Origin of the sequence: Stenotrophomonas sp. S39, from assembly GCF_016624665.1 — a bacterium.
In the GTDB taxonomy this organism is placed as follows: domain Bacteria; phylum Pseudomonadota; class Gammaproteobacteria; order Xanthomonadales; family Xanthomonadaceae; genus Stenotrophomonas.
Map to the genome: position 1 here is coordinate 26,682 of NZ_JACVTT010000029.1, position 22,390 is coordinate 49,071.

General features: G+C 66.4%; 22 protein-coding genes. 16 read left to right on the top strand and 6 right to left on the bottom strand.

Annotated elements, in window-relative coordinates; all coding sequences use genetic code 11:
* Nucleotides 1–10: 10 nt before the first annotated feature.
* Both IAE41_RS09820 and IAE41_RS09825 read right to left on the bottom strand, forming a co-directional pair.
* The gene (locus IAE41_RS09820; RefSeq protein ID WP_325166996.1) at nt 11–1,579 is read right to left on the bottom strand and encodes an N-acetylmuramoyl-L-alanine amidase; all 1,569 of its coding nucleotides are present in this window, start codon (nt 1,577–1,579) and stop codon (nt 11–13) included.
* Complete coding sequence (locus tag IAE41_RS09825; RefSeq protein WP_200732992.1) at nt 1,548–2,180, bottom strand: hypothetical protein; 633 nt, start codon at nt 2,178–2,180, stop codon at nt 1,548–1,550. The genes IAE41_RS09820 and IAE41_RS09825 overlap by 32 nt, the downstream gene beginning before the upstream one ends.
* A gap of 63 nt (nt 2,181–2,243) precedes the next feature.
* On the opposite strand from IAE41_RS09825, the gene IAE41_RS09830 reads away from it, so the two are divergent.
* Entirely contained in the window at nt 2,244–2,465 is a 222-nt protein-coding gene (locus IAE41_RS09830) for a hypothetical protein (protein WP_200732993.1), read from the top strand.
* Nucleotides 2,466–2,482: 17 nt separating this feature from the next.
* Here the strand turns inward: IAE41_RS09830 and IAE41_RS09835 are convergent, their stop codons facing one another.
* Complete coding sequence (locus IAE41_RS09835; protein ID WP_200732994.1) at nt 2,483–3,313, bottom strand: hypothetical protein; 831 nt, start codon at nt 3,311–3,313, stop codon at nt 2,483–2,485.
* A 169-nt stretch (nt 3,314–3,482) separates the two neighbouring features.
* Here IAE41_RS09835 and IAE41_RS09840 point away from each other — a divergent pair, with 169 nt between their 5' ends.
* The 5 genes from IAE41_RS09840 (at nt 3,483) to IAE41_RS09860 (ending at nt 6,726) form a co-directional block, all read left to right on the top strand.
* Complete coding sequence (locus IAE41_RS09840; protein ID WP_200732995.1) at nt 3,483–4,607, top strand: GNAT family N-acetyltransferase; 1,125 nt, start codon at nt 3,483–3,485, stop codon at nt 4,605–4,607.
* Between the two features lie 112 nt (nt 4,608–4,719).
* Nucleotides 4,720–5,460, top strand: coding sequence for a leucyl/phenylalanyl-tRNA--protein transferase (gene aat / locus IAE41_RS09845; RefSeq protein ID WP_200732996.1), 741 nt, complete (start codon nt 4,720–4,722; stop codon nt 5,458–5,460).
* An 86-nt stretch (nt 5,461–5,546) separates the two neighbouring features.
* Nucleotides 5,547–5,765 carry a translation initiation factor IF-1 gene (gene infA / locus IAE41_RS09850; RefSeq protein ID WP_005409596.1) on the top strand — a complete coding sequence of 73 codons (219 nt, stop codon included), beginning with the start codon at nt 5,547–5,549 and terminating at the stop codon, nt 5,763–5,765.
* Between the two features lie 274 nt (nt 5,766–6,039).
* The gene (locus IAE41_RS22510; RefSeq protein WP_234458411.1) at nt 6,040–6,204 is read left to right on the top strand and encodes a hypothetical protein; all 165 of its coding nucleotides are present in this window, start codon (nt 6,040–6,042) and stop codon (nt 6,202–6,204) included.
* A gap of 30 nt (nt 6,205–6,234) precedes the next feature.
* A complete protein-coding gene (locus tag IAE41_RS09860) occupies nt 6,235–6,726 on the top strand; it encodes a hypothetical protein (RefSeq protein ID WP_234458412.1) in 492 nt (163 codons plus the stop codon).
* A gap of 76 nt (nt 6,727–6,802) precedes the next feature.
* Here the strand turns inward: IAE41_RS09860 and clpA are convergent, their stop codons facing one another.
* Both clpA and clpS read right to left on the bottom strand, forming a co-directional pair.
* Complete coding sequence (clpA, locus tag IAE41_RS09865; RefSeq protein ID WP_200732997.1) at nt 6,803–9,085, bottom strand: ATP-dependent Clp protease ATP-binding subunit ClpA; 2,283 nt, start codon at nt 9,083–9,085, stop codon at nt 6,803–6,805.
* A 373-nt stretch (nt 9,086–9,458) separates the two neighbouring features.
* On the bottom strand, nt 9,459–9,785 hold the full coding sequence (gene clpS / locus IAE41_RS09870; RefSeq protein WP_079221861.1) for an ATP-dependent Clp protease adapter ClpS: 327 nt from the start codon (nt 9,783–9,785) through the stop codon (nt 9,459–9,461).
* A gap of 110 nt (nt 9,786–9,895) precedes the next feature.
* Between clpS and IAE41_RS09875 the strand changes: the two genes are divergently transcribed.
* The 8 genes from IAE41_RS09875 (at nt 9,896) to IAE41_RS09910 (ending at nt 15,359) form a co-directional block, all read left to right on the top strand.
* The gene (locus IAE41_RS09875) at nt 9,896–10,384 is read left to right on the top strand and encodes a hypothetical protein (RefSeq protein ID WP_108759973.1); all 489 of its coding nucleotides are present in this window, start codon (nt 9,896–9,898) and stop codon (nt 10,382–10,384) included.
* A gap of 1 nt (nt 10,385) precedes the next feature.
* Nucleotides 10,386–10,847 (top strand): NUDIX hydrolase, encoded by a 462-nt coding sequence (locus IAE41_RS09880; protein ID WP_079221859.1) that lies wholly within the window; start codon nt 10,386–10,388, stop codon nt 10,845–10,847.
* Nucleotides 10,844–11,986: a tRNA 2-thiouridine(34) synthase MnmA gene (mnmA, locus tag IAE41_RS09885; protein WP_079221858.1), complete on the top strand. Its 1,143-nt coding sequence runs from the start codon at nt 10,844–10,846 to the stop codon at nt 11,984–11,986. The genes IAE41_RS09880 and mnmA overlap by 4 nt, the downstream gene beginning before the upstream one ends.
* Nucleotides 11,983–12,597, top strand: coding sequence for a high frequency lysogenization protein HflD (hflD, locus tag IAE41_RS09890; RefSeq protein WP_108759974.1), 615 nt, complete (start codon nt 11,983–11,985; stop codon nt 12,595–12,597). The genes mnmA and hflD overlap by 4 nt, the downstream gene beginning before the upstream one ends.
* Before the next feature lie 153 nt (nt 12,598–12,750).
* Entirely contained in the window at nt 12,751–13,941 is a 1,191-nt protein-coding gene (locus IAE41_RS09895; protein WP_200732998.1) for a methyl-accepting chemotaxis protein, read from the top strand.
* Between the two features lie 98 nt (nt 13,942–14,039).
* Entirely contained in the window at nt 14,040–14,255 is a 216-nt protein-coding gene (locus tag IAE41_RS09900) for a hypothetical protein (RefSeq protein WP_200732999.1), read from the top strand.
* A 97-nt stretch (nt 14,256–14,352) separates the two neighbouring features.
* Nucleotides 14,353–14,700 carry a hypothetical protein gene (locus IAE41_RS09905; RefSeq protein WP_200733000.1) on the top strand — a complete coding sequence of 116 codons (348 nt, stop codon included), beginning with the start codon at nt 14,353–14,355 and terminating at the stop codon, nt 14,698–14,700.
* Nucleotides 14,701–14,837: 137 nt separating this feature from the next.
* Nucleotides 14,838–15,359: a hypothetical protein gene (locus IAE41_RS09910; protein WP_200733001.1), complete on the top strand. Its 522-nt coding sequence runs from the start codon at nt 14,838–14,840 to the stop codon at nt 15,357–15,359.
* Nucleotides 15,360–15,579: 220 nt separating this feature from the next.
* Here the strand turns inward: IAE41_RS09910 and IAE41_RS09915 are convergent, their stop codons facing one another.
* Entirely contained in the window at nt 15,580–18,318 is a 2,739-nt protein-coding gene (locus tag IAE41_RS09915) for a GGDEF domain-containing phosphodiesterase (protein ID WP_200733002.1), read from the bottom strand.
* A 131-nt stretch (nt 18,319–18,449) separates the two neighbouring features.
* On the opposite strand from IAE41_RS09915, the gene IAE41_RS09920 reads away from it, so the two are divergent.
* Together IAE41_RS09920 and IAE41_RS09925 are read left to right on the top strand one after the other, a co-directional pair.
* Entirely contained in the window at nt 18,450–20,552 is a 2,103-nt protein-coding gene (locus tag IAE41_RS09920; RefSeq protein ID WP_200733003.1) for a PAS domain S-box protein, read from the top strand.
* A 3-nt stretch (nt 20,553–20,555) separates the two neighbouring features.
* Nucleotides 20,556–22,331 (top strand): EAL domain-containing protein, encoded by a 1,776-nt coding sequence (locus tag IAE41_RS09925; RefSeq protein ID WP_079221850.1) that lies wholly within the window; start codon nt 20,556–20,558, stop codon nt 22,329–22,331.
* Nucleotides 22,332–22,390 lie beyond the last annotated feature (59 nt).

A 22,390-nucleotide genomic window follows, 5' to 3' on the forward strand; every position in this document is an offset into this window, starting at 1 on the left:
GCCCGTTTTTTCAACCCGCCGTCGCTGCCTCAATCCCGGCTGTGACGCCCGGACCTGAGACCGCACCTCCGGGCCTGCGCGTGCACTGCACCCAATGACGCACCGGCGGAGACTTCACGCCGTCATCGTCCACCACCTGGGTGTCCCAGAAGATGGGCGCGCTTCCGGCGTTCTCGCAACGCAGCGTGATCTGGCTCGGCTTGGCATCCGGGGTCTCGATGCGTACCCGCCCATCCGTGCAGGTCCAGCCCGGCGGGCAACCGACATTGGTGGTGATCAGTTCAATTGGGTACTGGGGATAGCCTTCAAATACGACATCGACCTGCTTCGATCCCCCGGCTGATAGGTGAATGCCCCCGATTGGCTCTGCCTTGAGAGGAAGGCAGTCCTTGCCTTCGCGGAATAGGCGATAGCCCTTCTCGACGCCTTTCATGGAGGCTGTACGGAAGACAGGATCCTGGAGAGCTGCGGCATCGGCAGCATTGGTGTGAAACGCCACTTCAACGACAAGAGACGGCATGGCTGCGAAGCTGTTCTCACCATGCCCCGCAGCAGCACCACTTCGGGGCACGGGGAACTCAACATACCCGTCCTGAGAATTGATGATTTCCCGCATGTAGCAAAGCGTGATGTCTGCAAGCAGCCGATCCCCTGGCTTGCTTGCATGGTAGTGAACCCGAGTGCCTCGGGCGACTGGGTCGCCTGCATTTGTGTGAATACTCAGCATCGCATCTACACCGAGATGATTGGCGTAGTAGGGGCGTGCCCGAATGTCGTCCAGTACTTCCCTGTCGTTCCGGTTGCTGCCGGCAAAGTGATGCCAAATGTCTGTCCGCTCAGGCAGAAGATTTCTGAGATTGTATCGGGCCGACATTTCTTGCCAAGGCTGCATCGAATCGGGATGAACATCATTTCCGACACGGCGGGCGCGATGAACAGTCAGACCACCACGATCCGCAAGAAGTCGCGCAAGTTCGTCCGCATATCCTGGCGTGATCAGGTCCTCACGAATGCCATGCCACTCGGGACGCTGGAATTCCCACTGCAACCCAGGGTGCACGCGCAACAGACCGTGACCGGCAGACACAATAGCTGAACCCCCTGTCTGCCGAGGGACGGCTTGACGAGGGGCGATGACGCTTCGGGGAAAATGCTCCCAGTAGAGCTTCCCCTCGTACAGCACCACAATTTCAACCTCGCCAACGCCCGCCTGCAGGACATATCCTTCCAAAGTATTCCTGAGGTATTGCTCCATTTCCTCAAGAGAGTGATCGTCCTCCATCGGCAGGATGCCAGGCCCGAACCGTATGACCATTCTGCGCTGTGAAATATCGACGGAGGCACTGACGGTCGCACCCAGCGACTTGGATTCGCGCAACCGATAGCCATTGAGTATTTCCTGCGCCTTCCGCGTCAGGAGAAGATCCAGCGCCGCGTCCGTGTCCCCCAGTGGCGGCGGGTTGCTCGCCGAAGCACATGGGCAAACCACATTAAAAGCAAGTATCGAGGCCAGCCCGCCACTTAGAAGTATTCGCCTAATGTCCATGTCAGCCCCGTGAAATATGTATGGGCGCGCCACTTCGCTCAACAATGAGCGCCTCCAGCTCATCACCATAGGCCGGACTGAGTGTGTCCTCCTGAATCCCCATCGGTGCGGGTCGCTGATACTCCCATTCCCCGCCTGGATAGAGGGCAATGTAGCCATGGCTCGACGAAACCAGTACATCCGAATGTGCGGGACGCGTTCTGGTCTTCGGCGGAACAGCAAGATCGTCCGGAAAGTATTCCTCGAGCGTCCGCCCCTCAAAGAGGAAGCGTATGTCATTCACTTCCAGACCGGATTTTTCAGCGTAAAACCTCAGCGAAGAGGCCATTGGATACAGAAAGCGTTCGCCATAGCTGTCGTACTTCCCTGGCAGATACCCTGGCCCAAAGTTGATCGTCAGTGACCGCTCCTCGAGGTCCAGGCTAATGCTTACGCTCACATGGAGCAGCACACCCTCTTCCCGCAGGTGCCGCTCAAGCTGGGAGGCGGCGTCCCGCTCCAGCATTGCGACCAGCTCTGCAAATATCGCCGGATCTTCCACCAACCCCGCATTTCTTGACTCGGACGCATGCGTGATGGACGAGAAGGCCAGCCCAAAGGCAATTGCAAGTGTCGCCAGCTTCGTTCCCTTCATCTCCTGATACTCCCCTCAATTGAGCGCGACCGCTGATGCGGCCCACACCCAGCTTCTCCGGACTTGGAACTGGGATCGATCGCGGAACAAGAAATTCAACTTTTCTCACTCCGCAGCCGCCGCGAACAGTCCAATTCCGTCATCATCATTCGCGTTTTGCGCGGGGCCTTTTTTCTCCCCTTGCGTACTTCTCGCCCCCTGACCTCACTGGAGGCCATTCCCGTCACCCACTGGGTCCACCTGCGCGACGGCACCACCCCTTTCGCCAGTCACGCCTTCCTGTAATGCGAAGTGCTCCGCCCTTACATCGCTTCCGCCGGATACTGCTCCTCGAATGACCTGCCGTTGTAGAAGAACTTCGTTCCCGTGGCCGGAAAAATAGGTCTCATCGCATCGAGTGCACCATTTGAAATAAACCCCTGCAGATCCTCCAGCTCGGCGCCACCGCTTTCGGGCAGAAGCCCCCCTCTCAGGTCGATTCGGATCATCCCTGTTCCAGGGTCATATACGGCTCTTACGTCCGCCGGGGTGTTCAGATGATTCTGTCGTCGGTAGTAATCGAGTGCATTTTGGATCGCACGGGTGACGATGGCATCCACCGCCGGATCCGTGTCCACGAGCCCTCGATGGAACGCGGACTGGCCGGCTTCGACCTGACCCGCCAGCGCGCGGCGCGGCCCCACGCGCGCCCTCTGAGCATCCTCAGCCTCCTTCCTGACCTCCGGAAAGTACGCTTCGATCTCGCGACCGTCGTAGCGGAATATGATTTCCTTTACTGGCGCAGCCTTCTGCGCAATGTGCGTCAAGCTGTGACGAAAGTCGTCATGCTGATCTTCAAAGCTGGCGCCGTAGTCATCCGGCAGGATTCCAGGGCCAAAGTAAACTCGAAGCGCGCCCGCCCCGAAGTCGAAAACCACCTGCACGCGGATGTCCTTCGACTGGCCCTCAAGGCGCTTCATCCGGTCCAGAATCTCCTGCGCCCTGACGGTCAGGATCGCATCAAGCTGTGCATCGCTGTGCTGAACGCTGGCCGCGGCCGAGCCAGCAACCGCCAATGATGGCAGGGGAGCGAAAAGCGATGCGATTGCAAAGCAAGTGCCCGGCGCGCAGCGAAGCAGTCGGGTCAGTGTCATGTGCTGGTCCTCCGGTTCGAGTCTTTGCAGCCGATGCGCTGCTTCATCAACGTGACTTCCAACCGGGATGAGCAACGGGACGAACTTCACGCATCCATGAAATTGCAAGAATCCTCAAGGCATTCACGACACCCGGCAAATCGAACCCCACCTGCCCTATCCTTCCCCCATGCTCTCCGCCCGCTTCCTCGACTCCCTGCAGGCCATTCCCGACACCGACTGGGATGCCCTGCACGACGGCCGCAACCCCTTCGTCAGCCACGCCTTCCTGTCCGGGCTGGAGGCCCACGGCTGCCTGCGCGAGGACTGGGGCTGGCAGTCACGGCACCTCAGCCTGTGGGACGACGACACCCTGGTCGGCGCCATCCCGGGCTACCTGAAGACCAACTCCCACGGTGAGTTCGTGTTCGACCATGCCTGGGCGAACGCCTATGCGCGGCACGGTCGCGACTACTTCCCGAAGTGGCTGGGCGCGGTGCCGTACTCGCCGGTGACGGGCCCCCGCCTGCTGGCCCGCGAAGGCATGGACCGGGCTGCGCTGCTGGCGGTGCTTCGCGAGCAGCTGCACGGGCTGGAGGTGTCCTCGGCACACATCAATTTCCACACCGCCAGCGACGACGACGCCTTCAATGACGACTGGCTGCTGCGCGAAGACGTGCAGTTCCAGTGGCAGAACCCGGGCGACTGGACGACGTTCGAGCAGTTCCTCGCTGCGATGGACCATAAGCACCGCAAGAACATCCGCCAGGAGCGCGCCAAGGTCACCCGCCAGGGAATCACCTTCCGGGTGGTGCATGGCAATGACGCCAGCCGCGCCGACCTGCAGGCGATGTACCGCTTCTATCTGCAGACCTTCCTCGAATACGGCAATGCGCCGGCGCTGACCGAGGCGTTCCTGCGCCACCTGGCGATTTCGCTGGGCCGCGGGCTGGTGCTGTTCCTGGCCGAGCAGGACGGCGAGCCGATTGCCGGCGCGCTGTGCCTGCGCGGGGGCGACACGCTGTATGGCCGCTACTGGGGTGGCGCCACCCTGCCCGGCCTGCATTTCGAAGCGTGCTACTACCAGGGCATCGAGTACTGCCTGCGCGAAGGCCTGAAGCGCTTCGAGCCCGGCGCGCAGGGCGAGCACAAACTGGCACGCGGCTTCCTGCCAACACTGGTGCGCAGCCGGCATTGGGTGGCCGATGCGGATTTTGCCGAGGCGCTGCAGGAGTGGTGCCAGCAGGAGCGGCGCGATGTGCGCCGGTACCGGCAGGAGCTGATGGAGCACAGCCCGTTCCGCGTGGGCGGGTAGCGTCGAGCCTGCTCGACTGAAGCGGCTCTGCCGGCCAGCGGCCGGCACTACCAGAGTCAACGCGCATCCACCATCGCGTTCCGGCGGGGTCGCGACGAATACAATCACCCGCATGACCCGCCCGCTGCCCTGGCGCCTGTCCGATGCGCCGGACTCGCCCTTCCCTCCGGCCGAAACCGCGCTGCGCAAGCCCGACGGGCTGTTGGCGGTGGGCGGCGATCTGCATCCGCTGCGCCTGCTCAATGCCTATGCGGGCGGCATCTTCCCGTGGTTCAGCGAGGGCGAGCCGATCCTGTGGTGGTCGCCCGATCCGCGCATGGTTTTCCACACCGACGGGGTGCACCTGTCCGGCCGATTCCGCCGCCAGTTGCGCGCCAGCACCTGGGAGGTCACCGCCGATACCGCCTTCAGCCAGGTGATGCGGGCCTGCGCGGCCGCGCCGCGCCCGGGCCAGGACGGCACCTGGATCAGCCCGGACATGGTGGGCGCCTACAGCCATCTGCATGACCTTGGCTTTGCCCATTCGTTCGAGGTCTGGGACCGGCAGACCCTGGTGGGCGGCATCTACGGGGTGGCCATCGGCACGATGTTCTTCGGCGAAAGCATGTTCAGCGGCGCCAGCGGCGGCTCCAAGATCGCACTTGCGGCGCTGGCCGCTACCCTGCATCGCTGGAACTGGCGCCTGATCGACGCCCAGGTGGAGAACCCGCACCTGCTGCGGATGGGGGCCGTTCACCTGCCGCGCGAAGAATTCCTGCAGCATGTCCGCCTGGCCGTGCGCGAAGAAGGCCGTGAAGGCCCGTGGACCCACGCCGTGGGGCGCCTGCCGGCCCGGGATCTGGCGGGAATTTAACCGGATCTTTGCAAGCTGGGCGAAGGACGCGTAAAATACCGCGCCTTAGGCCCAGCGTGGCCGTTTTTTGAACCGCACAGGACTACATGTCGAAAGACGATTCCATCGAGTTCGAGGGCACCGTCAGCGAGACGCTGCCGAACACCACTTTCCGCGTTCGTCTGGAAAATGGGCACGAAATCATCGCCCACATCTCCGGCCGCATGCGCAAGAACTACATCCGCATCCTCACCGGTGACCGGGTCAAGGTTGAAATGACCCCGTACGACCTGACCAAGGGTCGTATCACCTACCGCATGAAGTAAGCGGTCGGCGCCCTGCGCCACCCTGACAAGGCCGGCCCTGCTGCCGGCCTTTTGTCGTGCCTGCTCTCCGGGGCATCAGATGACTGCGATTTTTCGTATTTGTCCGAAAGATGTTGCGGGAACGGATCGCTAGACTTGGCGTGATGTTCGCCCACCCCCTGGATGCATGAGCTATCTGATCGTGTTGGACCCGCAGTCCGTGACCGCCCGCTGTTATGCCAGCAAGGGGCCTGACGGCACCTGGTTTGGGCAGCCCTGCCTCATCTGCGTCCAGATGGACGCATCCCATCCGCTGTACCTGGCCGCCGAGCGCGAGATCACCCACGCCGGCACACGCCAGCGCCAGCGCCTGCACATCCCGCACGAGGCCGTGGCATTCGTGATCGAGGGCCCGATGGGCCAGGGCCGGCAACTGGGTTTCCGCGCCATCAGCTCCTGAGCCCGGCGGGCCTACGTGCCGGAGGTCATCGTGACCGAACGCACCATGGCGTCGGTCAGGCCTGCTTGCGGCAGATTCGCATCGGCGACGCCAGCGGCATCGTGGGATCCGATCCAATCCGGATCGCATCCCCGCCCCGCCATGAACGCCCTGCTCACACGCGCCCTGTTGCCCGTCGTTCTGCTGGCCAGTTCCCTTGCAGCACACGCCGCCGACCCTGCCCAGCCCACGCCCCAGACCGAGTGCATAGCCCTGGGCGGCAACCGTGACATCCGCCCGTCCAGCACGGAGCGGGAAGTGCTGCTGCGCAACGGCGATGCGCACTATCGGGTCCACCTGCAGAAGCGCTGCCTGGGCGCCGCTGCCTCGGCCAGCTACACGTTTTTCACGCGCAGTACGCCCGAACAGATCTGCGGCAATGCCCGTACCCTGCTACGGACCGACAGCAACCATTGCAGGGTGACCCGGATCGAGCCGATCGATCCGGCGACCTTCAAGCGGTTGGCGCAGCAGGGGCGCTGAACGATCGCGGAAATGAAAAGGGCGGCCGAAGCCGCCCTTGCCAATCACATCGCGACCAGGCCGTGCCCGGCCGCCCTTACTCCACCGTTGCCGGCAGCAGGCGCTCCGGTTCGGCGTGGGTCTCGACCACCAGCTCGTCGTCGCGCACGTCGATGCTGACGCGGCCGCCGTTGACCAGTTTGCCGAACAACAGTTCGTCGGCCAGCGGGCGCTTGATCTTGTCCTGGATCATGCGCGCCATCGGACGGGCACCCATCAGCGGGTCGAAGCCGTGGTGGGCCAGCCAGTCGCGTGCGGTCGGGGTGGCCGACAGGCTGACGTGCTTTTCCTGCAGCAGCATTTCCAGCTCGATCAGGAACTTGTCGACCACGCGCAGGATGTGCTCGAAGCCCAGCGGCTGGAACTGCACGACCGCGTCGAGGCGGTTGCGGAACTCCGGCGTGAAGCTGCGGCGGATGGTCTCCATCGCGTCGGTGGCATGGTCCTGCTTGGTGAAGCCGATCGAGCGCCGCGAAGCCTGCGCCGCGCCGGCATTGGTGGTCATCACCAGTACCACGTTCTTGAAGTTGGCTTCGCGGCCGTTGGTGTCGGTCAGCACGCCGCGGTCCATCACCTGCAACAGGATGTTGAAGATGTCCGGGTGCGCCTTCTCGATTTCGTCCAGCAGCAGCACGCAGTGCGGGGTCTTGACGATCTTCTCGGTCAGCAGACCGCCCTGGTCGAAGCCGACGTAACCCGGGGGCGCACCGATCAGGCGGCTGATCGAATGCGGCTCCATGTACTCGGACATATCGAAGCGGACCAGCTCGATGCCCAGCTGCAGCGCCAGCTGCTTGGTCACCTCGGTCTTGCCCACGCCGGTCGGGCCGGCGAACAGGAAGTTGCCGATCGGCTTTTCCGGATTGCCCAGCCCCGAGCGCGCCAGCTTGATGGCCGACGCCAGGGTGCCGATGGCCGGATCCTGGCCGAAGATCACCATCTTCAGGTTGCGCTCCAGGTGCTGCAGCACGTCCTTGTCGGTCGCGCTGACCTGCTTGGCCGGGATGCGCGCCATCTTGGCGATGATCGCCTCGACCTCCTCGACGTCGATCAGCTCCTTGCGCTGCCCTTCCGGCAGCAGGCGCTGGCGGGCACCCGCCTCGTCGATGACGTCGATGGCCTTGTCCGGCAGCAGGCGGTCGGCAATGTGCTTGACCGACAGATCCACCGCTGCCTGCAGCGCCTCGTCGGAGTAGGTCACCCCGTGGTGGGCCTCGTACTTGCTCTTCAGGCCCTGCAGGATCTCGTAGGTTTCGCCCACGGTCGGCTCGACGATGTCGATCTTCTGGAAGCGCCGGGCCAGGGCACGGTCCTTCTCGAAGATGCCGCGGTATTCCTGGAAGGTGGTCGAGCCGATGCAGCGCAACTCGCCCGACGCCAGGGCCGGCTTGATCAGGTTGGAGGCATCCATGGTGCCGCCCGACGCCGAACCGGCACCGATGATGGTGTGGATCTCGTCGATGAACAGCACCGCGTTGGGCACCTTCTTCAGCGCGGTCAGCACGCCCTTCAGGCGCTTTTCGAAATCGCCGCGGTACTTGGTGCCGGCCACCAGCGCGCCCAGATCGAGCGAGTAGATGACGGCGTCGGCCAGCACGTCCGGCACCGACCCTTCGACGATGCGGCGGGCCAGGCCCTCGGCGATCGCGGTCTTGCCCACGCCGGCCTCACCCAGGTACAGCGGGTTGTTCTTGCGGCGGCGGCACAGGACCTGGATGGTGCGCTCGATCTCGTCCGCACGGCCCACCAGCGGGTCGATGCGGCCGGCACGGGCCTGTTCGTTGAGGTTGCTGGCGAATTCGGTCAGGGCATCGCCCTTGGGCTCGCCGTCCCCGCCTTCCATGCGGCTCTCGCCTTCCGGGGAGGACGGCTGCTCGCCCTCCTCGCCCAGCTTGGCGATGCCATGGGACAGGTAATTGACCACGTCCAGCCGGGTGACGTCCTGCTGGTTGAGGTAATAGACAGCATGGGAGTCCTTCTCGCCGAAGATGGCGACCAGCACGTTGGCGCCGGTGACCTCCTTCTTGCCCGAGGACTGCACGTGGTACACGGCCCGCTGCAGCACGCGCTGGAAGCCCAGGGTCGGCTGGGTATCACGGCCGTCGTCTTCGGCCAGGCGGGACACCGAGGCCTCGATGGCCTGCTCCAGCTCCTGGCGCAGGCGTTCGGCGTCGGCACCACAGGCCTTGAGGACGGCCTGGGCGGACGGGTTGTCGAGCAGTGCCAGCAGCAGGTGTTCGACCGTCATGAATTCATGCCGGGCCTCACGGGCGCGCTTGTAGCACTGGCCGATGGTGTGTTCGAGGTCTTTGCTGAACATGGATTACTCCGGCGGCAGATGGGGACAATATGCGGCCTGACTACGCGATTTCCATCACCCTAGCGGATTGCTGCGTTCAGATGGCGTTAGCAGTGCGGATTGCTTGATCATCGTTCACGCCCGGGCAGCCCGCCGGCGCTTCAGCGAACCCTACCCGATCGGCTGTCCATTGCCACGTGATGACCCGCAACACGCCTCGCCCCGGCGGTCAGCAGGCAAGGCAGGCGGATTGAACGTGAGCACGCAGGCGGGGCCAGAGAACGGCCATGGCTGGAACGGTGCGGACTGCTGGCGTTGACCCTCGGTAGAGTCGAGCTTGCTCGACTGCATTGAAGATCAGTCGAGCAAGCTCGACTCTACGCACTACCGGGGGTCAGGCCTTTTCCATCGTGCACAGCAGCGGATGCTGGTTCATGCGCGAGTACTCGTTGACCTGGGCAACCTTGGTTTCGGCCACTTCACGGGTGAAGACCCCGCAGACACCGCGGCCGCGGGTATGCACGTGCAGCATCACCTGCGTGGCCTTGTCCAGGTCCATGCTGAAGAACTGCTGCAGGACGTCCACCACGAAATCCATCGGGGTGTAGTCGTCGTTGAGGATCATCACCTGGTAGAACGGCGGCGGCGCCACTTCGGGGCGCGCGGGCTCCACGGCGATACCGTGGTCGTGATGGGATTCGGGGGAAGACTCGCGGGGCATCCGCACATTATAAGGGGTGCGGCGGCGCTGCGTCGGCCTGGCGCGGAATGGACGGCACGCACGGCCGCCGTCACAATTACCGCCTGTCCCCCACGTTTCACAGGATTTTCATGAAAAGGACCCTTCTGCCTGCCCTGCTGCTCGCCCTGGCCGCCGCCGGTACCGCCGGTGCCGCGACCACCGCTGACAGCAGCAAGGCCGATGCCGCCGTCGCCCGCCACCTGGAGAAGCTGGGCTACACCTTCGAGGTGGACGAGGACGGCGACTACCAGATGGTGTTCGACGTGGAAGGCGACCGCACGCAGATGGTCTACGTGCGCTCGGCCGTGGAGGACTTCGGCAGCCACAACATCCGCGAGGTGTGGTCGCCGGGCTATGTATCCAAGGACAAGCAGTTCCCCGAAGCGGTGGCCAACCGCCTGCTGGAAGACTCCCAGGACGCCAAGATGGGCGGCTGGGTGAAGCAGGACAAGACCGCCATGTTCGTGGTGAAGATCGACGCCGATGCCACCACCGACCAGCTCAGCGACGCCATCGATGCGGCCATCCGGACCGCCGATGCGATGGAGCTGGAGCTGACCAAGAAGGACGACCTCTGAGTTGAACGCTGTGCAGGACCCGCGCTGGGCACCGCATGCCACCGTGGCCACCGTGGTGGTCGACGGCGGCCGCGTGTTGCTGGTGGAAGAGACCATTGACGGCCGGCAGGTGCTGAACCAGCCCGCCGGCCACCTGGAACCGGGCGAGAGCCTCGCCGCCGCGGCCCTGCGCGAGACCCGCGAGGAAACCGGCTGGACGGTGGAACTGAGCGCCTTCATCGGCTGCTACCAGTGGACCGCGCCTGACGGCACCGCGTTCCTGCGCTTCTGCTACGCCGCCCGCCCGGTCTCGCACGACCCGGCGCAGCCGCTGGATACCGGCATCGACCGCGCCCTGTGGCTGGAGCCGGCCGAGCTGCAGGCCGCCGGCCCGCGCCTGCGCAGCCCGCTGGTCTGGCAGGTGGTGGCCGACTACCTGGCCGGCCAGCGCCATCCGCTTTCCCTGGTCCAGGAGGTCGCATGAGCAGCCCTCGGGTAATGGTGGGCGTGTCCGGCGGCGTCGATTCCTCCGTGGCCGCCTGGCGCCTGGTGCAGCAGGGCGAGGCCGTGGCCGGCCTGTTCATGCAGAACTGGGCCGACGATGGCAGCGGCGACTGCCGCGCCGAGGATGACCGCCGCGATGCGGTGGCTGTCTGCGGCCTGCTCGGCATCCCGTTCCACTTCCGCGATTTTTCCAACGAGTACTGGCAGGGCGTGTTCGAACACTTCCTGGCCGAGTACGCCGCCGGCCGCACGCCCAACCCGGACGTGCTGTGCAACCGCGAAGTGAAGTTCAAGCACTTCCTGGATGCCGCCCGCGAGCTGGGGGCCGAGCGCATCGCCACCGGCCACTACGCGCGCATCGCCCAGCGCGGCCAGCAATGGCTGCTGCTGCGCGGCGCCGACCGTTCCAAGGACCAGAGCTACTTCCTGCACCAGCTGGGGCAGGAACAACTGGCCGCCACCCTGTTCCCGATCGGCGACCTGGAAAAGAGCGACCTGCGCCGGATCGCCCGCGACGTCAGCCTGCCGACCCATGCCAAGAAGGATTCGACCGGCATCTGCTTCATCGGCGAACGCGATTTCCGTGAGTTCCTCGGCCGCTACCTGCCCGCCAAGGCCGGCCAGATCCTCGACCCGGCCGACGGCAGCGTCATCGCCGAGCACCCGGGCGTGTTCTATTTCACCCTGGGCCAGCGCGAAGGCCTGAACATCGGCGGCGTGCGCGGCCGCCCTGCCGCGCCGTGGTACGTGGTCGGCAAGGATGTGGCCAGCAACGTGCTGTACGTGGACCAGGACCGCGACAGCCGATGGATGCTGTCCGACCGGCTGCGCTCTGAGACCGCCCACTGGATTGCCGGTGCGCCGCCGGCCCGCCGCTTCGAGTGCACCGCCCAGACCCGCTACCGGCAGCCGGACGAGCCGTGTACGGTCGAGGTGCTGGACGATGGCAGCGTGCTGGTGACCTTTGCCCGCCCGCAGCGCGCCGTGACCCCTGGCCAGTCGCTGGTGCTGTATGACGGTGATGTCTGCCTGGGCGGCGCGGTGATCGCCGCAACCGATGCGCCGCTGGAACAGCGCCTGCGCACCACCCCTTCTCCTTTTGAGGTAATCGCTGCATGAGTTTCACTGTCGACGACCGCGTCCTGGCCCTGGCCGGCATTGCCCAGGCCCTGCAGCAGGTGCGCCGTATCGCCGATACCGGCCATTCCGACGCCGCGGCGGTACGTACCGCGGTGGACAGCGTGTTCCGCATCGATGCCGCCTCCCCGCAGGAGGTGTTTGGCGACCGCGACGCGCTGAAGTCCGGCCTGCGCCTGCTGCACAACTACTTCCGCAACCAGGGCCAGGACCCGATCCTGCCCAAGCTGGCGCTGTCGGTGCTGCAGCTGGAGCGGCGGTTCGTGCAGGACGGCGCCACCGTGAACAAGGTCGCCTCGGGCATCGAGCGCGCGCAGCGCCAGGCCCTCGAACTGGGCGACAGCGGCCATCCGGACGTGCTGGCCAGCCTGGGCGGCCTGTATGCGGACACCATCAGCCACCTCAAGCCACGCGTCATGGTGCAGGGCAACCCGCACTACCTGGGCCAGGCCGGGGTGGTGGCCGAGATCCGCGCGCTGCTGCTGGCCGCCGTGCGTGCGGCCGTGCTGTGGCGGCAGCTGGGGGGCAGCTACTGGGACTTCCTGCTCAGCCGCAAGGCGATGACCGAGGCCGTGGACCGCCAGCTGGCCTGAGGCCCGGGGTCGGATCCCTTTCCGGTACGAAAAGGGCTCTGACCCCTGATGCACCGGAGGCGTCGGAAATCCGGCGCATCCAGAAGGCACATCGACGTTAAAGAGAAAGGGGGTACGGCCGATACATCCTCCGTGCACCTCCCGAGAACGTCCATGTACTCACGCATTTTCATCCGTCTGGCCGCCCCCCTGGCCCTGACCCTGCTGCTCCCCTTCGCCATCGGTTTCGAATGGCCGGCCGCCCTGCGTTGGGCGATCCTGACCACGATGACGCTGAGCTGGCTGGGCTTTGCGTGGTGGACCACCCGCGCCCAGGCGCATCGTTCCCCGGAACATGCCCGTGTCCTGCGTGAGCAGGACCAGCTGCTGACCGAGCTGCGCAACTTCGTCGGCAACGAGATCGACGGTTCGCGTGGCGAAGTGGAACGCGCCCGTGACCTGATCCGCCAGGCTGTGTCCAGCCTGGGCGGCAGCTTCGATGCGATGAACCGCAAGTCCCGCCAGCAGAGCCAGGCCCTGTCGCGCATCGTCGACCGCGCCGGTGACGAAGGCAGCGCCGGCCTCGACGTCGCCCGCTTCGCCCAGCACGCCAGCCACCGCATGGAACAGCTGGTGGAAGCGCTGGAGCAGGTGAGCGGCCAGAGCACCACCACCGTGCAGCACATCGACCAGATGGCCCAGCACCTGGACGGCATCTTCGCCCTGCTGGAAGACGTCAAGTCGATTGCCGACCAGACCAACCTGCTGGCACTGAACGCGGCCATCGAAGCAGCCCGAGCCGGTGAAGCCGGTCGCGGCTTCGCTGTGGTGGCCGACGAAGTGCGCAACCTGTCCGAGCGCTCGACCACCTTCAACGAGCAGATCCGCAAGCTGGCCCACAGCTCCAAGGACGCCATCGCCAAGGTGCGCGAGACGGTCTCGCACATGGCCTCGCGTGACATGGACCGCTCCCGCGAAGCGCGCCAGGAAGCGGCGGCGATGCTGGACAACGTGGCCCAGATCAACGCCTCGCTGGGCGATGGCATGCGCGAAGTGTCCGAGTGCGCCCGCTCGATCGACGGCAGCGTGGCCGAAGCCGTGCGCGCCCTGCAGTTCGAAGACATCGCCACCCAGGCCCTGGGCGGCGTGCACACCCACCTGGACCGCCTGACCGCGATCAACCGCGAAGCGGTGGCCCTGCAGGAACTGCTGCACCGTAACGGCGGCGTGTTCGACGAAGAGATCGCCACTGCCCTGCAGCGCACCGGCAGCCGCCTGCGCGAACTGCGCAGCGAGTGGGAACGCCCGCCGCACAAGCCGGTTGCCCAGCAGAACATGGGCGCCGGTACGGTCGAGCTGTTCTGATCCAGATGTCCGCTGCCTGCTCCGGCAGCCCGCAAGGCCCCGGTCATTCCGGGGCCTTTGCCTGTAACCTGCCGTTGGAAGCTCCTGACCCGCGCACCATGACCCTGATCCGTGCCCTGCCCCCGATCGACCCCAGCCAGCGCCCGCGCAACCCGGGTGTCCGTGAGCAGTTGCAGGCGCTGGAGACGGTGGCACGCGAAGAGATCGAGGAACTGCAGCAGCTGGCCGATGCCCGCCCTGCCCCACCGGCGCCTGCCGGCGAACTGCTGGGGATGGCCTGGGATCTTGGGCTCGATGGGGATGCGCTGAGGTAGATCCACACCGCGCGTGGATGGCGCTCCCCGCCAGACGTTCCAGACTCATGGCATGATCCGCCCACGCCGCCTACGGCTGGACACGGAGTGTCGTCGCATGAGCACCACGTTCATGACCTGGCTGGGATTCGTCGCGATGATGGTCATCGCGGTCTGCTTCACCTGGCGCCCCGCCTACGCCACCTTGCGGCCACCCCGGCATCGGCCTGTCGCGTTCCTGTTCGGCAGCCTGGTGTTCCTGCTGATGGCCTTCATGTTCGCCTGGTTACCAGCAAACGCCATCGACACCGGGCATATCCATGTGAGCCATCGCCGCGCAGGCACCCTTGATGCGTGGCGGGAAATCGAGCCGATCACCTTCTGGCTGATCATCGTGGCGGAGTATCTGTGCGGGCTGCTGATCGCCAGCTATGCCATCGCAGGCATTGCGTTGATGGATCGGTAGATCCACGCCATGCGTGGATGGCTTTCATCCGCCGGTGTGACGCCTGGCCCTCGCCGCAACATCCACGCATGGCGTGGATCTACCGGGGTGGCGAAGCCGCTATGGCATGATGCGCCGGTCCCGTTCATGGAAGACCGGTGGCCCTCGCCCTGATCGCCCTGCTGCTGGTCGAAGTCCTGCTGCTTGTTCGGTGGGCGCCGTTCTTCTTCGGCACTGGCATTGCCCTGTTCAACCAGCGCATTGCTGCATCTCCGGCCGAGCTGGCCCAGCTTTCGCTGGGTGGGCTTGAGCATGACCTTGCGGACGAGAAATGGATGCGCCTGGTGTTCCATGCGCTGCCTGATGGCAGCGTCGCGTTCCGCGAGAGCTACGCCCCGCATTTTGGGGGCCGCTACTTCCCGCTGCTGCGCGGCCAGCTGGTGGTCGACACGCGGCGCCGCGAAGTGCGGGTGATTGGCCGATGCAGCTGGTTCGCGCTGGTGTTTACCGCGATGCTGCTGCCGATCGTCCTGGTGCGCCCGATGGCGTGGCCGATGGTGGTGTTCCTGCTGGTGTTCTACATGGGGTATTACATCCAGCGGCGGCGCTATGCCGGCGTTGTTGAGGCGGTGCGCGCGCGGCTGCGGTCGGAATTCCCACGGCGGTTTGTCGACCAGTAGATCCAGGCCATGCGCATCAGTGCCGACCAACGGTCGGCACCCACCAGGGCGAAGCCCGGTAGTAGATCCACGCCATGCGTGGATGATCGCGAGTGCGGGCATCAGTGCCGACCAACGGTCGGCCCCCACCAACAGCGCGAGTGCGGGCATCAGTGCCGACCAACGGTCGGCACCCACCAGGGCACAGATCAGTGCCGCCGGGCATGGCCCGGCGCTACCGCTACCGGGCCAGGGCGACTTCCGGGGCGGCGTGCTGCTGGCGAAGCCACAGTGCCAGGTCGCGCGGGCTGAGCGGGCGTGAGTACAGGTAGCCCTGGATCTCGTCGCAGCCCTGCCGCCGCAGCATGTCTTCTTCCTGGTGTGTCTCCACGCCTTCGGCCACCACCTTCATGCCCAGCGCATGGCCCAGATGGACAATGGCCTGGGTCACTTCGGCCGTGCCCGTGTCATGCAGCATGCCCTGCACGAAGCTGCGGTCGATCTTCAGGCGGCCCACCGGGAAGCGGTTGAGATAGTGAAGGTTGGAGAAGCCGGTGCCGAAGTCATCCACCGCCAGCGGAACGCCGTGCCGCTCCAGCACGTCGAAACAGTGGCGCAGGATGTCGGTGTCACGGATCAGCGCCGATTCGGTCAGTTCCAGCTCCAAGCGCTGCGGCGGCCAGCCATGGGCGTGGCAGATCTCGATCACGCGCTCGGCAAAACCACGGTCGCGCAGCTGCACGGCCGATACGTTCACCGCGATGCGCTCGAAGCGCAGGCCGGCGCGGTCCCATGCCGATGCCTGGCGGCAGGCTTCGGACAGCACCCAGTCGCCGATGCGGACGATCTCGCCACACTTCTCGGCGATGGGGATGAACTCGGCCGGGCTGCAGTAGCCGATGCCCGGGCGATGCCAGCGCAGCAGTGCTTCGATGGCCGGTGGCTCACCGTGGTGGGCATGCAGCAACGGCTGGTAGGCCAGGCTGAACTCCTCGCGCTCGATCGCGCCGTGCAGGCCGTGCTCGATCTCCAGCCGACGCTGGATGCGCGCCAGGGCGTCCTGGCTGTAGTACTGGTAAGTGTTGCGCCCCGCTTCCTTGGCCGCGTACATCGCGGCATCCGCAGCGCGCAGCAGCGAGTCGAAATCGGTCTGGGTATCGCCCAGCATCGCGATGCCCACGCTGGCGCCCACCTTCAGGGTGGTATCGCCCCGGCGCAGCGGCTCGGCCAGCGAGCCGATCAGCTTGCGTGCCACGTGGCCGGCATCTTCCGGCTCGGCCAGGTCACGCAGCACCACGATGAACTCGTCGCCACTGAAGCGGCCGAACAGATCGTTGTTGCGCAGATTCTGGTGCAGGCGGGTGGCGGCGGCCTTCAGCAGCGCATCGCCGGTGGCGTGGCCAAAGCTGTCGTTGATGGTCTTGAAGCCGTCCAGATCGATGAACAGCATCGCCAGCGACGTACCGCGGTCGCGGGCTTCCTCGATGGCCTCGGCGGTCTGCTCGCCCAGCAGCACGCGGTTGGGCAGGCCGGTCAGCAGATCGTAATGGGCCAACAGCTCGATGCGCTCGTTGGCTTCGCGCTCGCGGGTGATGTCACGGAACAGGACCACGAAGCGCGGCGGCAGGCCATCGCGACGATCCAGCTCGATCAGCACCTGCACCCACACGCGCAGGCCCGACTGGCGGTAGAAGCACAGATCGAGCTGCTCGGGCAGGCCACCACCGGCAATGCGCTGCAGCGCGGCCTCGAAATGCGCGCGGGAATCTTCGGTGTACAGCGCCAGCGCCTGGTCCAGGGTGATCGGCTCCTTGCGCAGGCCGTGGATGCGGTAGCACTCCTCGGTCCACTGCATGTGCCGGGTGCTGACCTCGATCTCGCAGCCACCGATGCGACCCAGCGCGGACACGCGGTTGAGCAGTTCGGTGCGCCAGCGGATGAGCGCGTCGGTCTGGTGCTGTTCGGTGATGTTCTGCACCTGGCCCAGCAGGCGCTTGGGGTGGCCATCCATGTCCAGCAATGGCTGCATCCACAGGCGCAGGTGCTGCGAGGGCTCGCTGCCGCGGGTCAGTTCAAGTTCCAGGTTGGCGGCGCGGCCGTCACGCCACAGCCGGCGCCACGCAGCGCGCAGCGCGCCGCGCGAACGCGGGTGCAGCTGCTTCAGCCAGCGGCGCTGGCCGGGCACTTCGCCGGGTTCCAGGGCCAGCAGCGAGCGCAGCTCGGGCGACCACCAGAACCGGTGGTTGGTGGGATCGAACGACCAGCTGCCCATGCTGGCGATGTGCTGGGCCTCGCTCAGGTGCAGCTGCTGTTCCTGCAGCAGCGCTTCCAGCTGCTTCTGCTGCTCGATATCGGTGTGCGTGCCGACCATGCGCAGCGGCTGGCCATCGGCGGTGCGGGCGACCACGCGGCCGCGATCCAGCACCCAGCGCCACTGGCCATCTTCCTGGCGGAAGCGGAACTGGGCGCTGTACTGCTCGCTGTGGCCGCGCAGGTGTTCGTCCAGCGCGGCGCGCATGTCGCCCAGGTCGTCGCTGTGCACGCGGGCGATGATGGCGTTGGCCGTCTCGTCCACCAGCGCCGGGGTGCGCACCACCCGGTCGCTGGGAATGTCCCAGTCCCACAGGCTGTGGCCGGCACTTTCCAGGGCCAGCTCCCAGCGCCCGCCCGCATCCACCGGCACCGGCTCGGGCACGCTGAGGGTGAAGGCCAGCAGGTTGCCGCTGCCATCGTGTACCGCGCGCAGGTAGCCATCGTAGTGACCGCGGGGGCCGCCCGGCAGGGTGCAGGCGACAATGCCACCGTCGGCCGCAAGCAGGCGCAGGTCCTCCAGCATCGGCGCGTAGGCCGCCACCGTCGACGGCAGGCCGTGCTCGCGCGCGGCCGCATTGGCTGCAAGCGGGCGCCCGCCACGGTCGACGATGACCAGCGCCGAGGCAAGCGGGTGCTGCAGCAGGCTGGCGATGATCCCTTGGTCCACGCGATGTTGCTCCGGAATGGCGCGCCCGACAGCGGGGCACGCAGTGGTTAACGGCGCGTCCGGCGGATAATTGAGTGCCTGGGCGCACCTGCGCGGTAATATGGCCGGCGCCCCCTCTTCCTGCCCTGTCCATGCCCGCAGAACCGACCGGCACCGCCCCCGCTCCCGACCCGCAGATGGCGAAGGCGCTGGGTCGTGACCGTCGCCGGGTGGTGCTGAGCTACCTGGTGCTGGCGCTGGCGTGGATGATCGCCACCGATGGTGCGATGGCGGCCCTGGTGCCGGACCCGCAGCAGCTGGCGTTCTGGCAGACCGTGAAGGACGCCTTCTTCGCCTTTGCCAGCGCTGGCCTGCTGTACCTGCTGCTGCGGCCACTGGCCGAGCACGTGCTGCGCACCCATACCCGCCTGCAGGACTCGGAGCTGCGCCTGCGGCAGCTGTTCGAGGGCAACCCCGGGCCGATCCTGGTCTACGACCTGGACAGCCTGGCCATCCTCGATGCCAATCCCGCCGCCTGCCTCGCCTTCGGCTGGGAGCGCGAGGAACTGCTGCAGCAGGCCATCGACGTGCTGTGGGCGCCTGGCGACCGGCTGGTGCTGCAGGCCAAGCTGGAGGCGATCCGCGAGGCACCCGAGCAGATCTGCATCCTGCGCACCCCGCTGCAGCTGCGCGACGGCAGCGTCCGGCAGATGGAACTGCGCTCGAACGCGATCGACTATGACGGGCGCAACGCCCGCCTGCTGATCGCCATCGACCGCACGGCCGAAGACCTGGCCCAGCTGCGCCGCGACCAGGCCCTGGCGCGGGTGGAAGAGGCTCACGAGCTGGCCCGCATCGGCGCCTGGGAGCTGGACCCGGCCAGCGGCCTCGGCCGCTATTCCAACCAGGTGTACCGCCTGCTTGGCCGGCGCCCGCCCGAGGCCCGGCGCTGGCACCGCTTCGATGAACTGCTGGTACCGGCCGACCCGACCACCGCGGCCCAGACCGAGCAGCTGCTGGCCGAGCTGTGTACCAGCCCCACGGCGCAGGTGGACGTACTGCTGCCAGTGTTGTCGATGGACGGCCGCGCGTTGATGGTGCACCTGCGCGCCGCGAGTGGCCTGGATGAGGCCGGCCGCGAGCGGGTGCTGGGCACCCTGCAGGACGTGACCGAGCGCGAGCAGTCGCGCCGCCTGCTGCGTGAGCGCGAGGAGCAGTTCCGCGAGCTGGTGCGGGTGCTGCCCGACGGCGTGGTGATCCTGTCCGAGGAGCATGTGCTGTACGCCAACGCCTGGGCCGCGGCCCTGTTCGGCTATGGCAGCCATACCCTGCTGGGCGAACCGCTGGATGCGCTGGTGGACCCGGCCGAACTGGACCGCGTGCGCGTGCAGCTGCGCGCCGGCCAGCCGCAGCACAGCCCTGGCCACAACAGCGTGGTGGTGATGCAGCGTGCCGATGGCCGCCGCTTCCATGCGGGCCTGGCCGTGGGCGAAGTGCGCTACGGCGGCCGCGACTGCAAGCTGCTGATCGTGCGCGACCTGAGCGAATCCGAGCGCACGCGCACCGCACTGGAAACCAGCAACCGCGAACTGCAGGCCATGGCTGGCCGCCTGTTCTCGCTGCAGGAAGACGAGCGACGCGCCATTTCGCGCGACCTGCACGATGACATCGGCCAGGCGATCACCGCCATCAAGCTTTCGGCATATGCGGCGCAGGATGAAGAGGACGCGCAGCGCCGCGGCGAGGACCTGGCGCAGATCGTCAGCCTGGCCGACACCACGGTGGCCAAGCTGCGCGACATCTCCACCCTGCTGCGCCCGCCACAGCTGGATGCACTGGGCCTGGAGGCAGCACTGAGCTGGCAGGCACGGGTCTTGTTCCGTTCTTCGCCGGTGGAGCTGCTGGCCGAAATCGATACCCTGCCCTCGCGCCCGGACAACAGCATCGAGCAGGCCTGCTTCCGCATCGCCCAGGAAAGCCTGACCAACGTGCTGCGCCACGCCCGTGCCAGCCAGGTGCAGCTGCAGCTGCGCGATGTCGACCAGCGCGGCCTGCACCTGCAGATCCGCGACGACGGCGAGGGCTTCGACCCGGACGGGCCGCGTGGGCTGGGCCTGATCGTGATGCGCGAACGCGCGCAGAGTGTCGGCGGCCATGTCCATATCGAGTCGGCGCATGGCGCCGGCACCCTCGTCGACGTCCACCTTCCCTACCAGGCGGCCACTGCGGCCGCCGCTGATTCCCCGGAATACTGAGCCATGTGGAACCCCAACATGCCCCTTGTCAGCATCGACGACGCCCCCGATCGGTTGGGCGCCGGCAACCCCGAGCTGCAGGTCATGGTCACCGAAGCCGCCTCCGGCGGCACCCCCTTGATGCTGATGCACGTGGATATCGACCACTTCGCATCGGTCAACGAAAACATGAGTGCCGACGTCGGCGACCAGGCCCTGGTGCTGGTTGCCCAGCGCCTGCAGTCCTACCTGCGCGGCCGCGGCAAGCTGTGGCGGCATGGCAGCGATGAGTTCCTGCTGGCGGTGCCGCGCACTGCCGACCTGCCGCTGCCGGAGGACTTCGCCGAAGAGATCCGCCAGCAGATGGAACTGCCGCTGTCGGTGCTGCCGTACACCCTGTTCATGACCGGCAAGCTGGGCGTGAGCCTGTGCCCGGAGCACGCCAGCAGTGCCTCGCGCCTGCTCGACCACGCCGAGGATGCGCTGTACCAGGCTGCGCGCGAGGGTGGCAATGCGGTGCGCATCCACGCGGTGGATACCCCGCCCAGCGCGCACAGCGAAAGCATCATCGCCCGCCAGATCGTCGACGCGATTCCCAATGGCGAACTGAAGCTGCGCTACCAGCCGCTGGTCAGCGCCCGCGACGGCCACGTGGTGGGCATGGAAGCGCTGCTGCGCTGGCAGTCGCCGACGCTGGGCATGCTGGTGCCGGAGCGCTTCATGCGTACCGCCGAGCGCCTGGGCATCATCGTGCAGATCGGCACCTGGGTGCTGGAAGGCGCACTGAAGCAGGCGCGGCTGTGGCGCGACCAGGGCTTCGATGACTTCACCATCGCCGTGAACGTGTCGACGCTGCAGCTGCTGCGGCCGAACTTCTTTGCCGAGGTGATGGGCCTGATCCAGGCGGCGGGCGTGCCGGCGCAGATGCTGACGCTGGAGATCAACGAGAGCGCGCTGACCAACAACGTCAACTTCGTCCACGAAACGCTGGCCAACCTGCGCAACGAAGGCATCAGCCTGAGCCTGGACAACTTCGGCACCGGCGATTCCAGCCTGAGTGCGCTGGTGCGCTACCCGGTGGACAAGCTGAAGATCGACCGCAGCTTCATCAAGAGCGCGCCGGCCGGCAACCGCGAGGCCGCCATCGCCCGCGCCATCATCGCCATGGGCCACCAGCTGGGCATGACGGTGATCGCCAATGGCGTGGAATCGCAGGCGCAACTGGGCTTCCTGCGCCGCAACGACTGCGATGTGTTCCAGGGCTACCTGTTCGGCGAACCGATGTCGGCCGATGCCGCCGGCATGACCCTGCGCCGCCGCTATCTGCGCCCGGAAGCGTTTGCCGAAACCCGCCCGGACCGCACCCTGCTGCTGCTGGATGACGAAGAGAACGTGCTGCGTTCGCTGGTGCGCCTGTTCCGTCGCGATGGCTACCGCATCCTGGCCGCCGGCAACGTGCGCGATGCGTTCGACCTGCTGGCGATCAACGACGTGCAGGTGATCCTGTCCGACCAGCGCATGAGCGACATGAGCGGCACCGAGTTCCTGGGCCGGGTGAAGATGCTCTACCCGGACACGATCCGCCTGGTGCTGTCCGGCTACACCGATCTGAACACGGTGACCGATGCGATCAACCGCGGTGCGATCTACCGCTTCCTGACCAAGCCCTGGAACGATGATGAGCTGCGCAAGCACATCCACCAGGCATTCCGCACGTACGAGGAACAACGGCGCAGCAATGCCGGGCCGACGCCGGTGGAAGCGGGAGACGCCGGCGAGGATCGCACGCCGCTGCGTTGAGGTTCAGGCCCCGGTAGTGGGGGGGGGGGGGGGGGGGGGGGGGGGGGGGGGGGGGGGGG

Bases quoted from the DNA above. Each gene is read 5' to 3' on its own strand.
- IAE41_RS22510 (WP_234458411.1), top strand. From the start codon at position 6,040: ATGGACGCATCCCATCCGCTGTACCTGGCCGCCGAGCGCGAGATCACC.
- IAE41_RS09905 (WP_200733000.1), top strand. From the start codon at position 14,353: ATGAGCACCACGTTCATGACCTGGCTGGGATTCGTCGCGATGATGGTC.
- infA (WP_005409596.1), top strand. From the start codon at position 5,547: ATGTCGAAAGACGATTCCATCGAGTTCGAGGGCACCGTCAGCGAGACG.
- IAE41_RS09925 (WP_079221850.1), top strand. From the start codon at position 20,556: ATGTGGAACCCCAACATGCCCCTTGTCAGCATCGACGACGCCCCCGAT.
- clpA (WP_200732997.1), bottom strand. From the start codon at position 9,085: ATGTTCAGCAAAGACCTCGAACACACCATCGGCCAGTGCTACAAGCGC.
- IAE41_RS09840 (WP_200732995.1), top strand. From the start codon at position 3,483: ATGCTCTCCGCCCGCTTCCTCGACTCCCTGCAGGCCATTCCCGACACC.
- IAE41_RS09895 (WP_200732998.1), top strand. From the start codon at position 12,751: ATGTACTCACGCATTTTCATCCGTCTGGCCGCCCCCCTGGCCCTGACC.
- IAE41_RS09920 (WP_200733003.1), top strand. From the start codon at position 18,450: ATGCCCGCAGAACCGACCGGCACCGCCCCCGCTCCCGACCCGCAGATG.
- IAE41_RS09900 (WP_200732999.1), top strand. From the start codon at position 14,040: ATGACCCTGATCCGTGCCCTGCCCCCGATCGACCCCAGCCAGCGCCCG.
- aat (WP_200732996.1), top strand. From the start codon at position 4,720: ATGACCCGCCCGCTGCCCTGGCGCCTGTCCGATGCGCCGGACTCGCCC.
- mnmA (WP_079221858.1), top strand. From the start codon at position 10,844: ATGAGCAGCCCTCGGGTAATGGTGGGCGTGTCCGGCGGCGTCGATTCC.
- IAE41_RS09835 (WP_200732994.1), bottom strand. From the start codon at position 3,313: ATGACACTGACCCGACTGCTTCGCTGCGCGCCGGGCACTTGCTTTGCA.
- clpS (WP_079221861.1), bottom strand. From the start codon at position 9,785: ATGCCCCGCGAGTCTTCCCCCGAATCCCATCACGACCACGGTATCGCC.
- IAE41_RS09825 (WP_200732992.1), bottom strand. From the start codon at position 2,180: ATGAAGGGAACGAAGCTGGCGACACTTGCAATTGCCTTTGGGCTGGCC.
- hflD (WP_108759974.1), top strand. From the start codon at position 11,983: ATGAGTTTCACTGTCGACGACCGCGTCCTGGCCCTGGCCGGCATTGCC.
- IAE41_RS09875 (WP_108759973.1), top strand. From the start codon at position 9,896: ATGAAAAGGACCCTTCTGCCTGCCCTGCTGCTCGCCCTGGCCGCCGCC.